Source organism: Archangium sp. Cb G35 (assembly GCF_001896145.1).
Taxonomy (GTDB): domain Bacteria; phylum Myxococcota; class Myxococcia; order Myxococcales; family Myxococcaceae; genus Archangium; species Archangium violaceum.
Map to the genome: position 1 here is coordinate 53,697 of NZ_MPOI01000005.1, position 15,225 is coordinate 68,921.

Genomic DNA, 15,225 nt, shown 5'->3' on the forward strand with positions numbered 1-15,225 from the left:
TTACGGGTAGCGGACGGGCGCGGGCTCCTCGGGCAGTGGGATGAACTCCGTCTCCTGGGGGACCCGGGCGAAGCGTCCGGCCTTCCAGTCCGCCTTCGCCTCCTCCAGCCGCTCCTTCGAGCTCGAGACGAAGTTCCAGAAGATGTAGCGCGGACCGTCCATCGGCTCACCTCCGAGGAAGGCCATCCGCACCGGCGAGGAAGCCCTCACCGCGATCTCACTCCCAGGACGGAACACGAGCAGCTCGCCCGCGTTGAACTCCGTCCCGTCGAGCTCCACCGTGCCCTCGGCGAGGTAGATGGCTCGCTCCTCATGCTCGGCCGGGAGCACCAGGCCCGCGCCTTCCTGCAGCGCCAGATCCGCGTAGAACATGTCCGAGAGCGTCTTCACCGGCGAGCGCTTGCCGTAGAGCGATCCCGCGATCAGGTGCATCCTCACACCCTCGCCCTCGTGGAAGGGCATCGTGTCGGCGGCGTGGTGGATGAAGGCGGGCTCCGTCTCCTCGTACTTCTTCGGGAGCGCCACCCACGCCTGCAGGCCGAAGAGCTTCCCTCCCGCGGCCCGCGTCTCGGGGCCCGTGCGCTCGGAGTGGACGATGCCTCGTCCCGCCGTCATCCAGTTCACCTCGCCGGGCCGGATGGGCTGCACCACCCCGAGACTGTCCCGGTGGAGGATCTCCCCATCGAAGAGATAGGTGACGGTGGCCAGGCCGATGTGCGGATGCGGCCTCACGTCCAACCCATGGCCCGAGCGGAACATCGCCGGCCCCATCTGGTCGAGGAAGATGAAGGGCCCCACCATCCGGCGCTGCGCCGAGGGCAGCGCCCGCCGCACCTCGAACCCGTCGCCCAGGTCCCGCGTGCGGGTGACGATGAGCGTCTCCAGCTCGGGGTGCTGCCTCGTGTCGCTCGTGTCTTCCCTGCTCATGTGTTGCTCCTCCTGACGACACCCATCCTGTGGCCATCGCCCGTTCCGCGTTAGCCGTCAATCATGGGACACATTGTTCCATGGGTGGAATCGGGGGCGCCGCCGTCACGGTGTTCCCGCCTGGTTCTCGGGCCAGCGCTCGCGCAGGAAGTCCACGAAGGCCATCACCTTGGGCGAGTGGTGCCGGGTGCTCGGATAGACGGCGTGCACCGGAGCGCCAGAGGAGCTCCAGTCCGGCAGCAGGCGGCGCAAGCGTCCCTGGGTGAGGTCCGCGTCGGAAGGTTGGGTGGGCAGGAGCGCGATCCCCGCGCCCGCCACCGCCACCGCGCGCAACATGTCCGGCTCGTTCACCACGAGTCGCGCCCGGACGGACACCTGGACCGACTTGTTCCCCGCGTGCAGGGTCCAGGTGTTCCCCTCCATCCCCGCGCCGAAGACGAGGCAGTCGTGCCGCTCGAGGTCCTTGGGGCTCTTGGGCACTCCCCGCTCCTGGAGGTAGCCCGGGGCCGCCACCACGACGCGCTCGACGTTTCCGAGCTTGCGGGCGATGAGCGAGGAGTCGGCCAGCCGTCCCGCGCGAACCGCCAGGTCGAATCCCTCCTGCACCAGGTCCACCGAGCGGTCCGTGCACACCAGCTCGACCTGCACCTCGGGGTAGCGCTTCAGGAACTCCGCGACGATCGGCCCCAGGAAGCTGAAGGTGAGCGGCGCCGTTACCCGGAGCAGTCCGTGCGGCGCGGACTGCATGCGCGTGACGGCCAGCTCGGCCTGCTCCGCCTCGGCCACGATGCGCGCGCAGTGCTCGTAGTAGGCCTGCCCCACGTCCGTGAGCCGCAGCTTGCGGGTCGTGCGCTGCAGCAGCTGCGCGCCTACCCGCTCCTCGAGCTCGGACACCTTCCGGCTGACGGTGGACTTGGGCATCCGCAGCCCACGCGCCGCCACCGTGAAGCTGCCGGCCTGCACCACCTTGGCGAAGACGAGGAGCTCGTTGAGGTCCATGTCGGGTCCCGTTCCCGTGTTTGTTCCATCGGTGGAACAGTTCTTCCAGTCCGCCCCATCTAATCAAGGCCACTGGCCACCGCTACCTTCTCCTCATCAATCAACGCCTCACCGGGAAGGAACACGAACATGGCCAACGCGACCTGGAACATCGACACCACCCACTCCGGCATCCACTTCTCCGTCCGCCACATGGTCATCTCCAAGGTGCGCGGCAGCTTCCGGAAGTTCAGCGGCACCGTGTCGCTGGACGAGCAGGACCCCACCGCCTCCTCGGTCTCCGTCCGCATCGACACGGCCAGCATCGACACCGGTGTCCAGCAGCGCGATGACCACCTGCGCTCGCCGGACTTCTTCGATGTGGAGAAGTTCCCCGTCATCTCCTTCGAGGGCACGAAGGTGGAGAAGTCCTCGGACAGCGGCCTCCGGGTGACCGGCAAGCTGACCATCCGGGACATCACCCGCGAGGTGGTGCTCGAGGCCGAGCAGCTCGGCGTCGGCAAGGATCCCTGGGGCAACATCAAGGCCGCCTTCGAGGCGAAGACCTCCATCGATCGCAGGGACTTCGGCCTGAAGTGGAACCAGGCGCTCGAGACCGGCGGCGTCCTCGTCGGCGAGAAGATCGAGATCGCCCTCGAGATCCAGGCGGTCAAGGCCCAGATCGCCGAGAAGGCGGCCTGAGCCGGCGTTAAGGTCCCGGAGCGCCAACCCTCATCAGGAGAAGGAGACACCATGTCCATCGATAGCCAGACCGAGCAGAGCGGCGCGTTTCGTCAGGTCATCCGCGTCGGCGAGCACACCTTCCACGCCGACGTCGCTCCCTCGCTCGGGGGCCAGGGCTCCGCTCCGGGACCCCATGACTACTTCGACGCCTCGCTCGCGGCCTGCAAGGCGCTGACGGCCCACTGGTACGCGAAGAAGCATGGGATCGCCCTGGAGCGCGTCGAGACCCACATCGAGCGCGACGACTCGAAGGAGCGGCAGGGCACCTACGTGCTCAAGGTGAAGCTCGCGTTCCATGGCGCGCTGTCCCAGCAGGACAAGCAGCGGCTTCATGTCGCGGTCGCCCAGTGCCCCGTCCACAAGCTCATGACCACGACCACCGTCGAGGTCGTGACGGAGCCCCTCGAGTCGTAGCCAGCTCCGAGCACGCCCACGTTGGCCTACATGTGGGGCTCCCTTCGCCCGGACCCGGCGGTGCGTGGGGGCTTCCGGGCGGGGGGAGTGGCCTGCCTCCGCCCGGAAAGGCCTTGTGTTCAAGCGGGGTTGGGTGTGCTGGGGCTGGCGGTCTACTAAGATGCCGGGCCGAATGGCCCCGTCCAACCGCCGTCCTTCCTCCAGGCCCCCCTCCGATCAGCCGATGCCGGCTGAGGACAGCACCCGCATCAAGTCCGCCAGCGCGGTGCGCCGCAATGCTCCCCGAGAGGAGGAGTACGGCGCCGCCGAGGACGAGGCGTACCCGCCCGACGATGACACGGGCGATCAGGGCTACGACGACGAGGGCACCCCGGCGCCCGGCGTGGAAGATGACGACAACCCGGACTCCACGCGCGCCGGCCCGCCCCTGACGCTGGAGATCCTCGAGGGTCCGGACCAGGGCCGGAAGAAGCGCTTCCGGAGCGTCCGCATGGTCATCGGACGGGGTCAGGACTGCGACCTCATGCTCCTGGACCAGTCCGTATCGCGCCGCCATGTGGAGCTGGTGTACGGCGGCGAGAGCGGCGTGATGCTGCGCGACCTGGTCAGCGGCAACGGCACCCGGGTGAACGACACGCGGGTGGACGAGTGCAAGCTCAAGCACCACGACGTCATCTCCATTGGCCGCACGAAGATCCGCCTCGTCGACGAGCAGGAGGCCATCCGGCAGATGCGCCTCGCCGCCGAGGAGGCCGAGCGCAAGGAGAAGGAAGAGGCCGAGCGCCAGGCGAAGGAAGAGGAGGAGGCCGCCAAGAAGGCCGCCGCGGCCGCGGCTGCGGGCGCCGCCGCTGATGCCGGTGCCACTCCCGAGGGAGGCGCGAATCCCGACCCCGAGCGGGACAAGGGGACGCAGATACGCGACATCCGGGACATCCCGCGCCGCAACCCGCCCCCGCGCAGCACCAACCTGGGGCTCCTGGCGGCCGCCGCGCTGGTGCTGCTGATCGCCCTCATCGGGGGTGGCGTGCTCTTCATCAAGCGGGGCCCGCCGCCCCCGCCGCCGCCCAACCCCAAGGAGGAACTGGCCCGCACGCAGATGCAGGAGGCGCGCGCCGCCTTCCGCAACGGCGACTACGCCCAGGCGGTGAAGCTGGCCGAGGAGGCCGAGGCCCTCTTCCCGGGGCTGCCCACGGACGGCTTCCTGCAGACGGCGCGCGCGGAGCTGGCCATCGTGCAGGCCTTCGAGCAGGTGCGCCAGCTGGCCGGCGAGAACAAGTTCGAGGAGGCGCGTGAGCTGCTCTCCAAGACGCCGCACGGCACCGTGAAGACAGAGGAGATGCGGGAGAAGCTCGACGCCGAGCTGGCCTCGGCGGAGGTCTCCTGGTGGGTGAAGCAGGTGGAGATGGCGCTGGATGCCCGGGACGTGGAAGGGGCCCGCTCGCTCATCCGGCAGCTTCCCCTCGAGCGCCAGCCGCTCTACCTGAGCAGGCTGGCGGAGCTGGAGGCGGAAATCGATCAGGAGGACCGGGACGCGGCCTCCCAGGATCGCGCCGCCCGGGCCGCCGCGGCCCGCAGGGCCAAGGAGCAGCGCGAGGCGTTCGTCGCCGCCGCCTTCTCCCCGGTGGAGCAGCGCTTCAACGCGGGGGATTACTCGCGCGCGGCGCTCGAGTGCGACCGGGTCATCGACGCCCACTCGGATGACAAGGAAATCCGCGACCGGGCGAAGCTGCTCAAGAAGCTCCTGCCCCAGTTCGCGCGCGTCTACCAGGACGCCCAGCGCAAGGTGCAGTCCAACGCCCTGGAGTCCGCGGCCCGCCCGCTGCGCTCGGCGGCCGAGCTGTACCGGCAGATCGGCTTCAAGGGAGGGCCCGTGGGCGACACGCTCAACAGCCAGCTCGCGGCCTCGGCCGTGGTCGCGGGCAAGGCCGCCCTGGCGCGCGGTGACCTGGTCAACGCCACCAGTTTCTTCAACGACGCCCTGCGCATGAGCCCGGAGGACGAGAAGGCCCAGGCGGGCCTGGCGTCCATCCAGGGCAAGCTGAACGATCTGTACAGGCAGGCCTACCTCATCAAGGACCGGGAGCCCGAGGAGGCCACGGAGAAGTTCCGGGTGGTCCTCCAACTCGCGGCCGAGGGCTCCGAGCTGAAGACGAAGGCGGAGACACAACTCCTGGCACTCGAACAGTAGGGATGGGGTAGGGTCGGCACCCATGGTTCGCGGAGAAGAAGGATGAACGAGTCATCATTGCGGGAACTGGGTCTGGACCTGCTGGAGGACCGCCAGTTCGAGCGGGCACTCGCGGTGTTCGCGGAGGCAGTGCGCCGGCTTCCGGCGGATCACCGCTCGCGGATGCTGGCGGCGCGGTGTCTGGCGGAACTGGGAGAGCGTGAGCGGGCCGTCACCGTCTACCACGCCTGCGCCGAGGGGCTGCTGCGGCGTGACTACCTGCTGTCGGCGATGGCCGCATGCAAGCTGGGGTTGGAGATGGCGCCCCAGGAGCGGCGGCTGAAGGACACGCTGGTGCGGCTGCACGCGCGCGCGGCACGCAATGTGACCGGACGCGCCTCGGTGCCCCCGCCGCTGCCGCCGGAGACGCTCTATGACGGCAAGGTGGACACCGACCTGATGGCGTTGTCCGGCGAGGAGCTGAGCGACCGGGCCATTGAGGTGCTCGCCGCGCCGGATCCGGGTGGCTCGGCCAACCCGAACGATCGGCCGCCCCTGCCGCTCTTCGCGGACCTGGAGCGTGACGCGTTCATCGACCTGGTGGGCCGCATGGGCTACCGCTCCATCAAGCCCGAGGAGGTGGTGAGCCGCGAGGGCGAGGCCACGGACCGGTTGCACGTCATCGTGGCCGGCAAGGCCGAGGTGACGCGGCGGGCCGAGGGCGAGGATCGGACGCTGGGCTTCCTCGGGGGCGGCTCCATCTTCGGAGAGCTGTCGCTGCTCACCGGCGCGCTGACCACGGCCAGCATCACCGCGGTGTCGGACATCGAGGTGTTCGAGATCCGCCGTGAGCACCTGAACGCGGTGGCCAAGAGCTTCCCGTCGATGCCTCAGGTGCTGGCCACCTTCGCGCAGAAGCGCATGGAGCGGAACCTGATGGCGACCTCGCCTCTGTTCCAGCCCATGCCCGAGTCCGATCGTGCCGCGCTCCTGCAGCGCTTCGCCTTCCGGGCCCTGCAACCCGGCGAGAAGGTGCTGGTGGAGGGCGAGCACTCGCCGGGCCTCTTCCTGGTGCTCGCGGGCGAGCTGGTGGTGCAGAAGGAGGATCCCGCCGGTGGCACGGTGCGCCTGGGCGTGCTGCGCGAGGGTGAAGTGGCGGGGGAGATCTCCCTGCTCACGGGCCTGCGCGCGACGGCCACGGTGGTGTCGGCGCGCAAGACGGCGACGTTCTTCCTCGAGCGCGCGGCCTTCCACGAGCTGGTGAAGGCCTATCCGCACATCAAGAAGTACCTGGAGCAGCTCTCGGATCGCCGGCTGAAGCAGATCGGCGAGGCGTTGCGGCCCGCGGAGATCATCGACGCGGATGAGCTGCTGACGGAGAGCGGCGGCGCATGATGACCCTGTCGCGAGGGCAGGTGCTGGGGGTGCTGCTGGCGCTGCTGGCGGCGGGCGCGGTGCTGGTCTTCTGGCCCCGGGAGGAGCCCGGGGTGAAGGAGGCCATCACGCGCAAGGTGGTGCAGATGACCGACGCCGCCGAGCGCAAGGACATGGCCGAGCTGATGGAGGGCGTGGCCGAGAACTTCCAGACGGGCGAGGGGTGGGACAAGCGTCAGGTGAAGGGCGTTCTGCTGAGCCAGGTGCTCCGGGGCAACTGGGTCCGCATCTTCGTGAAGGATTTGAACGTCACCGAGGTGAATCCGAGCCAGGGTGACGTGCAGATGAAGATCATCTTCGGCCGCTCGCAGACGGATCAGCTCGAGACGCTGGCGGAGGAGAGCGTGCTGAGCGCCTACCTGATCGAGGGCACGTTCGAGAAGCAGGAAGACGGAGAGTGGCGCATCGTGCAGGCGAAGCACCGCTCCCTGAGCCCCACCGAGCTGTTCTGACTACCCCATTCACTACCCGGTCCATGCAACGCGCGAATTGCTACCTGGCCCTGGGATCAGTGGTCCTCTTGGGGGTGCTCGTATCGGGCTGTGCATCCAGGCCGGACCACCAGGGTCCGGCCGACGATGCGAGCACGCACGAGTCCGTGGGGATGAGCCACGGCACTCTTTCTCCGGCCGTCGAAGAACTCGGCCAGTATGTGCTGGTCATCCAGGAGACCCCCAGCGGTCGCGTTACGCACAGTTGGCGCCCCGTCGAGGAGGTTGACCTCGCGCAATTCAGGCTCCAGTCCCGAGCCGGGAGCACCTACGGGCGTATCGTGCTCACTGCCGCCGCCAGCCGTCGAGACTGCGACGAAGAGAACCGTCAATGCATCAGTGAGTGCCTGAGCACCCCTCTCCCTCGTGGGTATGGGCACATAACGACTCCGGGGCGGAAGAAGGGTGGGAAGCATGAGTACTGTGAGCGCCGATGCATGCGTCCCTATATCGATTGCAAGAACGCGCAGGGCGAGCGGGTTCTGGAGTTTTCAGCCGCTGGCATGGCGGTCGATTGGTTGAAGCAATACCGGCAGGAGGTCCTGGTGGGGGGGATTGTAGTCATCGCGGGGGTTGCCTTTGTCTCGGTTGCCTCCGGTGGCGGCGCACTGGTCCTCGTTCCGGCTTTGTTGATGGCGGCATCGTGAGCACCGGGCGGGATACACATTTGGGCGGTGCGACCATGGCAATCGGAGATCAGATCAACGACGCGGTGGATCTCCTCGGACGTATCCACGAGAAGACCCAATCGCCGGAGGAGCAAGCGCTGCTTCATGCAGCCGCCGACGCGCTCAGATTTGTTTGGGCGATGGGTCTGACCTACGAGTTCGTGGACTATCGAGAGAGTCTCGAAGCCGAGTCGCCGGCCCCGGTGGTGGCTGCGTTCAAGACGCGTGAAGAGGCGGACTCCTGGCTGGTGAACAACGCCAGGCCACCGGCCATGGCCTATGTCCTGATCGCGGGCGAGTACCATGTGGTGGCGTATCGTCGCGAGAGCGATTGGCGCACCTTCCTCCCGCATCCGACGCTCGAGTTCTACCTTGAGGAGATGCTGAGGGAGGGCCTGCCTCCGGTAGTTGCCACCTTCAACACCCGTGACGAGGCAGAGGCCTGGTTCGACAGCCAGGCCCAACCCCCCGCTCAGTCCGTCATGGAGATTGGCGGCGAGCACTACCTGGCGGTGTATTACCGGAACATCCACCACCGCGCCCTGTTCCCTTTCTCTCTCGCCAAGAAGCTCCAGGAGCGGCGAAAGAGGAAGGAGTTGGACGAATCGGGAGCATAGACGCGGCTACGAGATGCGCTTGTCGCGGGGTTCAAGGGCGTGTCAAAGGTCCACGCGGACGAGTCCCTCGTTCCTACTGCAGCAGCGCGTCCGCCTCGGTCTTCCAGGCCTTGGCCATGGCGGGCTGACCCTCGGAGGCCAGGCGCTTCTCCACATCGGTGGCCTTGGTCTTCAGCGTCTCGACGGGCGTCCCGTTCAACTGGGCGCGGCTCAACCCGAAGAAGTAGTGCTGGCAGCCCTTGGCGAACTCTCCCTTGGCGAAGAGCAGCTCGCCCATGGCCTCATAGGCCTCGGGCATGGCGCCCATGCCGTTCTCCGGGGCCACCTCGGTGAGTAGCGGCCTGGCGGCGTCGTAGTCCTTGCGTGCCATCAGCAGCACGGCCTTGGCGTACTGCGCACGCGCCATGCCCACGCCCTTCACCGCCAGGGCCCGGTCGTACGCCGCCATCGCGTCATCCGAGCGCGCCAGCGCCTCCATCACATGGCCCCGCGCCAGCCAGTACCGCTCGTCCCGCTCCAGGGCACCCACCGTCTTCCCCTCGGGGGCAGGCACCTGCACGTCGCGGAAGACGGCCTCGTAACCGTCCAGCAGCGCCAGGGCGCCCTCGCCATCCCCCGCCTGCTGCAGCGCCTTCGCGCCATCCAGGTAGAGCAGGGTGGCCGTGCGCCGCTTCGTCACCGCCTCCTGGAAGGCCGGGCGCGCGCCCGCGTCCTTCTTCAGCGCCAGCGCCCGCGCGCGGATGAACAGCGCATGGTGCTCGTCCGGAGACGCGGCGAGTGCCTCCCCGGCCTCCTTCAGCGCCTCGTCCGTGTTCCCTTCCGCCAGCGCCAGCGCGGCCCTCACCGTCAGGGCCCGGGCCTTCAACGCCGGGGTGATTTCGGCCTCGCGCGCCAGCACGTCCGATACCGTCTTCGCAGCCTCCTCCCGCCCCACGCCCTGGTACAGCCGGGCGAGCGCCAGCGAGAGCCGCGCGCGCAGGTGCTCCGCGTTGGCGGCCGTGGCCTTCTTCAGCGCCTCGGCGGCCTGGCCGTACATGCCCTCGTCCAGCAACGCCTCTCCGTGGGCCACCGGGTAGCGCGGCTCGCGCCACGCCCCCTCACTGGCCTGGGCGAAGGCCTGCCGCGCGTCCGACAACCGCCCTCGTGCCAGCAGCGCCTGCGCCTCGGCCAGCGCCAGCTTGGGGCTCTTGGCGCCCTGCGTCTTCAAATCCTCCAGGTACTTCTCCGCCTCCGCCGCCTTGCCATCGGCCAGCAACACCATCGCCCGCGTGCCGTGGCGCTCGCCGGAGCGCGAGTCCAACGCCTCGGCGCGCGCCAGTTGCTCGCGGGCCTTCGCCTCGGCCTCCGGCTGGCGGTGCTCCAGCCACAGCCGCAGGTTCACGTCCGCCGCCAGCGCCCGGGCATCCTTCGCGTCCGCGTCCAGTTGGAACAGGGCGTCCAGCTCCTCCAGCGCCTTGCGCAGGTCCGCCGGGTTGTCTCGCTGGGCCTGCGTCCGCGCCGCCTTCATCCGCGCGTCCACCTGCTGGCGCACCTGTCCCCGGTGCACCACGTACGTCACCGCTCCCGCCAGCAGCACCGCCACCACGCCTAGCTGGATCAACGCGCTCGGCAGGCTCTCCCGCCTCCGCCCGTCCCGTTGTCCGTCGTGGCTTCCATTCGCCGGGGTCATGGGGGTGCCTCCCAACTGAAATTTGAATGGTTTCAGACGTTTATGGATGAGACGATGGGGTCGGCCGTAGATAGGCACGGCACCCCGAAGCGTCAACGCGGGGCACCCATCCGGGGCGGCGCGTGTGCCGCGGGGAGGACATCATGGCGCTCTACACCAACATCGACGCGGCGGCCTTCGACCGGCTGGCGGACGCCTACGGGCTGGGCCCGGTGCGTGAGTTCACCGGCATCCCCCAGGGCTCCATCAACTCCAACTACCGGCTGGTGACTGCCTCGGGCCGCTACTTCGTGCGGCACACCACGGTGCGCTCGGCGGAGGTGCTGCGCTTCGAGGCGGATCTGCTCGCGCTGCTCCACGAGTCTCACTGCCCCGCGCCGCGGCTCCTCCTCACGCGCGAGGGTGTCCCCTGCCTGGAGATGGAGGGCGGACGGGTGAGTGTCTTCGCGTGGCTGGCGGGCGAGGAGCTCACCCGCGCCCAGCTCACCCCGGAGCACCTGGAGTCCCTGGGCCTGGAACTGGGCAAGCTGCACCGTGTCACGCTGTCCTTCAGCGGCTCGCGCCCCAACCCCTACGGCCCGGAGGTGGTGGGCGGCTGGCTGGAAGAGCTCGCGCGCCACCCGGACGCGGAGCTGTCCTCCATCGCCGGAGAGCTTCAGGGCTGCCTGGCCCGGGCCGAGTCGGCGCGTGGAGGCCTGGAGCCGCGCGGCATCATCCACGCGGACCTCTTCATGGACAACGTGAAGTGGCTGGGGGACCGGGTGAGCGCCTTCTTCGACTTCGAGATGGCGTGCCGGGACTTCTACGCGCTGGACGTGGCCATCACCCTCAACGCGTGGTGCTTCGACAACGGCGCCTACCGGCCAGAGCTGTGCCGGGCGCTGCTGCGCGGCTACCAGGTGGAGCGCTCGCTGGTGCCGGTGGAGCGCGAGAGCCTCTTCGGCCACGCCCTCTTTGGAGCGGTGCGTTACACCGCCAGCCGCATCCGGGATTTCCACCTGTCCGGGCTGCCGCCTGACAAATTGTCACCCAAGGACTTCCGCACCTACCTGGCCCGGTCCCGGGCGCTGGCGCACATGGGGCCCGAGGGCCTGCGCGCGCTCGTGGGTGTCTGAGCGCGCGGGCCGGGTCTACCGGCTCAGAAGCCGGCGACGATGCGCCACTGCCCGTCCTCCTTCTGGAGGACCATCTGCTCCAGCTCGGCGTCGCGCTGGGGCTTGTCCAGCAGCCCCGGCGCCCGCCACGTGGCGTTCCAGTAGTAGATGACGGTGGCCACGCCGTTGTTCCTCACGTCCACCTTGCGGATGTCCATGGTGACGCGGGGCGAGTCGATGCGCGAGAAGAGGGCGGGGAGCGCCTCGGGAATGTTGTCGTAGGTGAGATCGTCCGCCGGGTCGTCGGTGCCAGCATTGTCCCGGAAGGACTTGGAGATGAGCCCCTGGAGGGCCTTGGCATCGCGGGCCTCGAGGGCGGCACGGTATTGCTCCATCACCTTGAGGATGGCGCGGGAGTCGTTGGTGTCGGCAATCTGCGTGCCCGGGATGTTGCGGGGGCCGCAGGCCGCGAGCACCAGGAGGGCACAGACAAACAAGGGACGGACGTTCATGGTCGTGGAGTCTCCGTGAGGGGCAACCGCGCACGGGAAGATGCATTCCCCGTGCCGGGAGCGGGGGATTCAACCCGGGTGGCTGGCGCGTCTATCGGAAAGCGTCGCGGGGCACCAGGGGGCCCCCGAAGTGGCGGTCCTCGAAGTCACACCGCTCGGCCCATTCGGAGGTGACGGCGCGGAAGGCGGGGCCGTAGTCGGGAAGGGCGCCCACCTCGTGGCGGACCGTGCCGCAGTCCCCCGCCAGGTAGGCCGCCTGCACCCGGAGTCGCAGGGCCTCGCGGCGCAGGGCGTCGGGCAGCTCGCCCTCCAGGGCCCGGGAGAGGTGGGGCAGGGCGTCGGCGGGGGCGTCCACCTGGAACAGGCGCCGGCCGAGCAGGTAGTTGAGGTAGGGGTCCTTGGGGGTGCCCTCCAGGGCGGTGGCGAGCCGCAACAGGCGCAGCTCCTCGTGCTTCTCCTGGAAGTAGGACTGGATGGGGCCGGCGCGGGCCTCGGACTCGAGCGCGGCGAGCTTCACCTGGGCGGTGCGCGTCACCTCCGGGCTGGGGGCGAGCGCGAGCACCCGCTCGAGGAAGGCGCGTGCCTGCTCCTTGTTCCCCCGCCGGGCCGCCGAGTCCGCCTGGGACAGGGCCACGTCCGCCTCCAACGAGGGCTGGCCCTTCACCTGCTCGGCGAGGGCGGCCAGTACCCGGGTGGCCTCGTCCGGCCGCTCCAGCCTGTCCAGCGCGGAGGCCTGGCCCAGCTGGAAGGCGGGCTCCTGGGGCTGGAGGCGGGAGGCGCGCTGGTAGAGCTCGAGGGCCTGCTGTGGCTCGCTGGCGAGGAAGTCCCGGGCCTCCTCCTGGAGCAGGGCCACCTCGCGGGCGCAGGCGCGGGAGAAGAGGCTGCCGGTGCGGAAGCGCTGGAAGGCGCGGCTCACCGTGGCCTCGTCCAGGGGCAGCGAGTCCAGGAATGTCTCCCACTCGGTGGCGAGCGCGTCCAGGGGGCGGCCGTAGGCGGCCTGGAAGTCGGCGTGGGCGTAGAGGGCGCGCAGCTTGTCCGGGCCGTAGGTGTCGGCGAGGTGGCGCAGGAAGGAACCCACCAGCGTGTACGCGCGGGCGGGGGCGGACTGGTAGAAGCCCTCGGGCCCCACCAGCTTGCGGATGTCCGGGGCCAGCTTCTGCCGGCGCATGCCCGCGGCCCACTGGTGCAGGGTGAGGTCTCCCTGGACGGCGTTGTCCGCGCCCACCGCCAGGCCCTCGATGACGCCCATGAGGGGCCACACGCCCAGCCGGGTGGTGACGCGGAAGGGCGCGCTGCCCGCAGGCGCCGCCATCACGTGCGCCAGCTCGTGCTTGAGGACGGAGTGGGGGAACTCGCGGCCGTTGATGTGCAGCTCCAGGAGCCAGGGCTTGGCGAACTGGGTGCGGCCGGCGCCCACCAGGGCCTGTTTCTCCTCGTCCGTGCGGTACAGCCACACGCGGATGCGGCCCTCGGGGACGGCGCCGAGGAAGCGCGCGAGCTGGGCGTAGCGGAACTCGAGGTCCCTCGCCATCCGCTCCACCTTTTCGCGGGGCAGGCCGCGGGGGTAGACGAGCTGGAAGTGCTCCGTGTCACGCACCCCGCCGAGCCGTGCCAGCAGGGCCTCGTCCGTCATCCGCAGGCCCAGGTCCGTGCCATGCGCCTCCAGGAGGAGGATGGGGACGAGCACCAGGCCGAGCAGGACGAGCGCTCCGGCGCGCACGCGGGGGCGGCGCAGGCGGGCCTCGGGCACGTCCAGGCACAGCACTGTGAGCGAGAGGACGGCGAGGGCGATGAGCAGCGTCTCCAGCCGGAACCAGAGGAGGGCGGAGGAGATGGAGAGCGCCTCGTCATAGAGGGGCCCCGGCATGTGCCCGAGGAAGTGGTTGAAGGCGTAGACCTGGGGCCCGAAGACGAGCGGCCAGGCGGTGGGCACCGCCGAGACGAGGAAGCACCCCAGGTAGAGCAGGACGGCGCGGCCCCAGCGGCGGGTGGCGAAGCCGCAGAAGACGCCCACGACGGCGGACAGCACCGCCGAGGGGAGGGTGAGCAGGGGGTAGAAACCCACCAGGGAGAAGGGGTCGCACCGGGTGCCGACCAGGGCGTACAGGGTGGCCGCGAGGAAGGGGGGCACCAGGACGGCCAGGTTCAGGAGGAGCGCGGGGGCCAGGGCCCTCCAGGCCATGCGGCCCGGGCTGTCCTCGCGAGGGGCTTCTGGAGCCTGCCCGGGAGCCTGTCCGGCGAGCAGGCGGCGCTCCTGGTGCACCGCGGCGATGCCCACTCCGCCCCCGAGCAGGCCCACGGCGATGGAGAGGGTGAGACCCAGCTCGAAACCGGGCACCCCGAAGAGGGGGAGGAAGACGAGCGCCGAGCCGCCAGCCGCCAGGGCCCCGGCGAGCACCAGCACCGGGGGGCGCCGGAGGAGCTCTTTGGCACGGAAGAGGACTTGCCGCATGGCCTTCTCCTATACTCCCCCCAGCATGGCCGAACAGAAGACAAGCGCCGAAATCCGCCAACATACTCGAGCGCCCATCGAGTTGAAGGTGGACTACAAGAAGCTCAACTCGTTCTTCGCGGACTACACGAAGAACATCTCGAAGGGTGGCACCTTCATCAAGACGAAGAAGCCGCTGCCCATCGGGACGCGCTTCCTCTTCAAGCTCACCGTGCCCCAGCGCGAGGCCCCCTTCGAGCTGCTCGGCGAGGTCGTCTGGTCCAAGGGCGACGTCGAGGAGCCCGGCATGGGCATCCGCTTCATCTACAACGACGACCGCCAGCGCGGCGAGTTCGAGGGCGTGGTGGAGCGGTTGATGGCGGACAGCCTCGGCACGCAGCTCACGGAGAAGCTGCTCAACAAGCAGCTCCACCCGGGTTGAGCCGGCGCTGGCCGCGCGGGCTGTGCGCCGTGCTGCTGCTGATGGCCTGGGAGGCTCCCGAGGCCAGGGACAAGCCATCCCCGCCAGTGGGTAGGGGCCGGAAGGTGATGGACGTGGATGCGAAGGAATACGTAGGAACCACGTTGCCGAGGGCGCGGGTGCTGCTCGAGGACGCCTCGGGCGGTGTGCACCGGGTGGACGTGGAGGTGGCCGCCACGCCGGAGGCGCGCACGCGCGGGCTGATGTGGCGCCAGGAGCTGCCCGCCGGCCAGGGCATGCTCTTCATCTTCCCGGAGGAAGAGGTGCAGAGCTTCTGGATGCGCAACACGCTCATCCCGCTGGACATGCTCTTCATCGACTCGGCGGGGAAGATCGTCGGCATCGTCGAGAACGCCCAGCCGCGCACGCTCACCTCGCGCTCGGTGGGATTGCCTGGACGTTACGTGCTGGAGGTTCCCGGCGGTTGGTCCAGGGCTACAGGCATCGCGCGCGGCGGCACCGTGCGCTTCCAGGGCCTGGAGGGCATTCCGGTCGTGCCGTGATGAAGATGTGACCACCTTCTCAATGGAACGCCATACGGCGCTCGCAGGATGCGCGCGCCCGTGCCCGAACCGCGGGCGTTTCCACGACTCCGAGG

Annotated in this window: 15 protein-coding genes; 10 read left to right on the forward strand and 5 right to left on the reverse strand. The window is 69.4% G+C overall.

Translation table 11 applies throughout. The features are described from left to right. Together BO221_RS16515 and BO221_RS16520 are read right to left on the reverse strand one after the other, a co-directional pair. The gene (locus BO221_RS16515) at window positions 1-927 is read right to left on the reverse strand and encodes a pirin family protein (protein WP_073561436.1); all 927 of its coding nucleotides are present in this window, start codon (window positions 925-927) and stop codon (window positions 1-3) included. Between the two features lie 105 nt (window positions 928-1,032). Then, a complete protein-coding gene (locus BO221_RS16520; RefSeq protein ID WP_073561437.1) occupies window positions 1,033-1,926 on the reverse strand; it encodes a LysR family transcriptional regulator in 894 nt (297 codons plus the stop codon). 129 nt (window positions 1,927-2,055) lie between these two features. Between BO221_RS16520 and BO221_RS16525 the strand changes: the two genes are divergently transcribed. The 7 genes from BO221_RS16525 (at window position 2,056) to BO221_RS16555 (ending at window position 8,440) form a co-directional block, all read left to right on the forward strand. Further along, window positions 2,056-2,607 (forward strand): YceI family protein, encoded by a 552-nt coding sequence (locus BO221_RS16525; protein WP_073561438.1) that lies wholly within the window; start codon window positions 2,056-2,058, stop codon window positions 2,605-2,607. Between the two features lie 51 nt (window positions 2,608-2,658). Continuing rightward, window positions 2,659-3,063, forward strand: a complete 405-nt coding sequence (locus BO221_RS16530) for an OsmC family protein (RefSeq protein ID WP_073561439.1) — start codon at window positions 2,659-2,661, stop codon at window positions 3,061-3,063. A gap of 223 nt (window positions 3,064-3,286) precedes the next feature. Continuing rightward, the gene (locus tag BO221_RS16535; protein ID WP_158079859.1) at window positions 3,287-5,251 is read left to right on the forward strand and encodes an FHA domain-containing protein; all 1,965 of its coding nucleotides are present in this window, start codon (window positions 3,287-3,289) and stop codon (window positions 5,249-5,251) included. Window positions 5,252-5,293: 42 nt separating this feature from the next. Beyond that, window positions 5,294-6,625 (forward strand): cyclic nucleotide-binding domain-containing protein, encoded by a 1,332-nt coding sequence (locus BO221_RS16540; RefSeq protein WP_073561441.1) that lies wholly within the window; start codon window positions 5,294-5,296, stop codon window positions 6,623-6,625. After that, the gene (locus BO221_RS16545; RefSeq protein ID WP_073561442.1) at window positions 6,622-7,116 is read left to right on the forward strand and encodes a hypothetical protein; all 495 of its coding nucleotides are present in this window, start codon (window positions 6,622-6,624) and stop codon (window positions 7,114-7,116) included. Before BO221_RS16540 ends, BO221_RS16545 begins: the two co-directional genes overlap by 4 nt. 476 nt (window positions 7,117-7,592) lie before the next feature. Next, window positions 7,593-7,802 carry a hypothetical protein gene (locus BO221_RS53760; RefSeq protein ID WP_143195492.1) on the forward strand — a complete coding sequence of 70 codons (210 nt, stop codon included), beginning with the start codon at window positions 7,593-7,595 and terminating at the stop codon, window positions 7,800-7,802. Between the two features lie 35 nt (window positions 7,803-7,837). Next, entirely contained in the window at window positions 7,838-8,440 is a 603-nt protein-coding gene (locus BO221_RS16555) for a head protein (protein WP_073561828.1), read from the forward strand. 73 nt (window positions 8,441-8,513) lie between these two features. On the opposite strand, the gene BO221_RS16560 is transcribed toward BO221_RS16555, so the two are convergent. After that, the gene (locus BO221_RS16560; RefSeq protein ID WP_073561444.1) at window positions 8,514-10,109 is read right to left on the reverse strand and encodes a tetratricopeptide repeat protein; all 1,596 of its coding nucleotides are present in this window, start codon (window positions 10,107-10,109) and stop codon (window positions 8,514-8,516) included. Between the two features lie 143 nt (window positions 10,110-10,252). Here BO221_RS16560 and BO221_RS16565 point away from each other — a divergent pair, with 143 nt between their 5' ends. Next, entirely contained in the window at window positions 10,253-11,224 is a 972-nt protein-coding gene (locus tag BO221_RS16565) for a homoserine kinase (protein ID WP_073561445.1), read from the forward strand. A gap of 23 nt (window positions 11,225-11,247) precedes the next feature. Here BO221_RS16565 and BO221_RS16570 read toward each other — a convergent pair whose 3' ends face one another. Both BO221_RS16570 and BO221_RS16575 read right to left on the reverse strand, forming a co-directional pair. Beyond that, the gene (locus BO221_RS16570) at window positions 11,248-11,715 is read right to left on the reverse strand and encodes a DUF4440 domain-containing protein (protein WP_073561446.1); all 468 of its coding nucleotides are present in this window, start codon (window positions 11,713-11,715) and stop codon (window positions 11,248-11,250) included. A gap of 91 nt (window positions 11,716-11,806) precedes the next feature. Continuing rightward, window positions 11,807-14,167, reverse strand: a complete 2,361-nt coding sequence (locus tag BO221_RS16575; RefSeq protein ID WP_073561447.1) for a hypothetical protein — start codon at window positions 14,165-14,167, stop codon at window positions 11,807-11,809. On the opposite strand from BO221_RS16575, the gene BO221_RS16580 reads away from it, so the two are divergent. Beyond that, window positions 14,166-14,588 (forward strand): TIGR02266 family protein, encoded by a 423-nt coding sequence (locus BO221_RS16580; protein WP_369865014.1) that lies wholly within the window; start codon window positions 14,166-14,168, stop codon window positions 14,586-14,588. The two genes, BO221_RS16575 and BO221_RS16580, sit on opposite strands and share 2 nt — an antisense overlap. After that, entirely contained in the window at window positions 14,585-15,130 is a 546-nt protein-coding gene (locus BO221_RS16585; RefSeq protein ID WP_233166051.1) for a DUF192 domain-containing protein, read from the forward strand. The genes BO221_RS16580 and BO221_RS16585 overlap by 4 nt, the downstream gene beginning before the upstream one ends. Window positions 15,131-15,225: the final 95 nt, after the last annotated feature.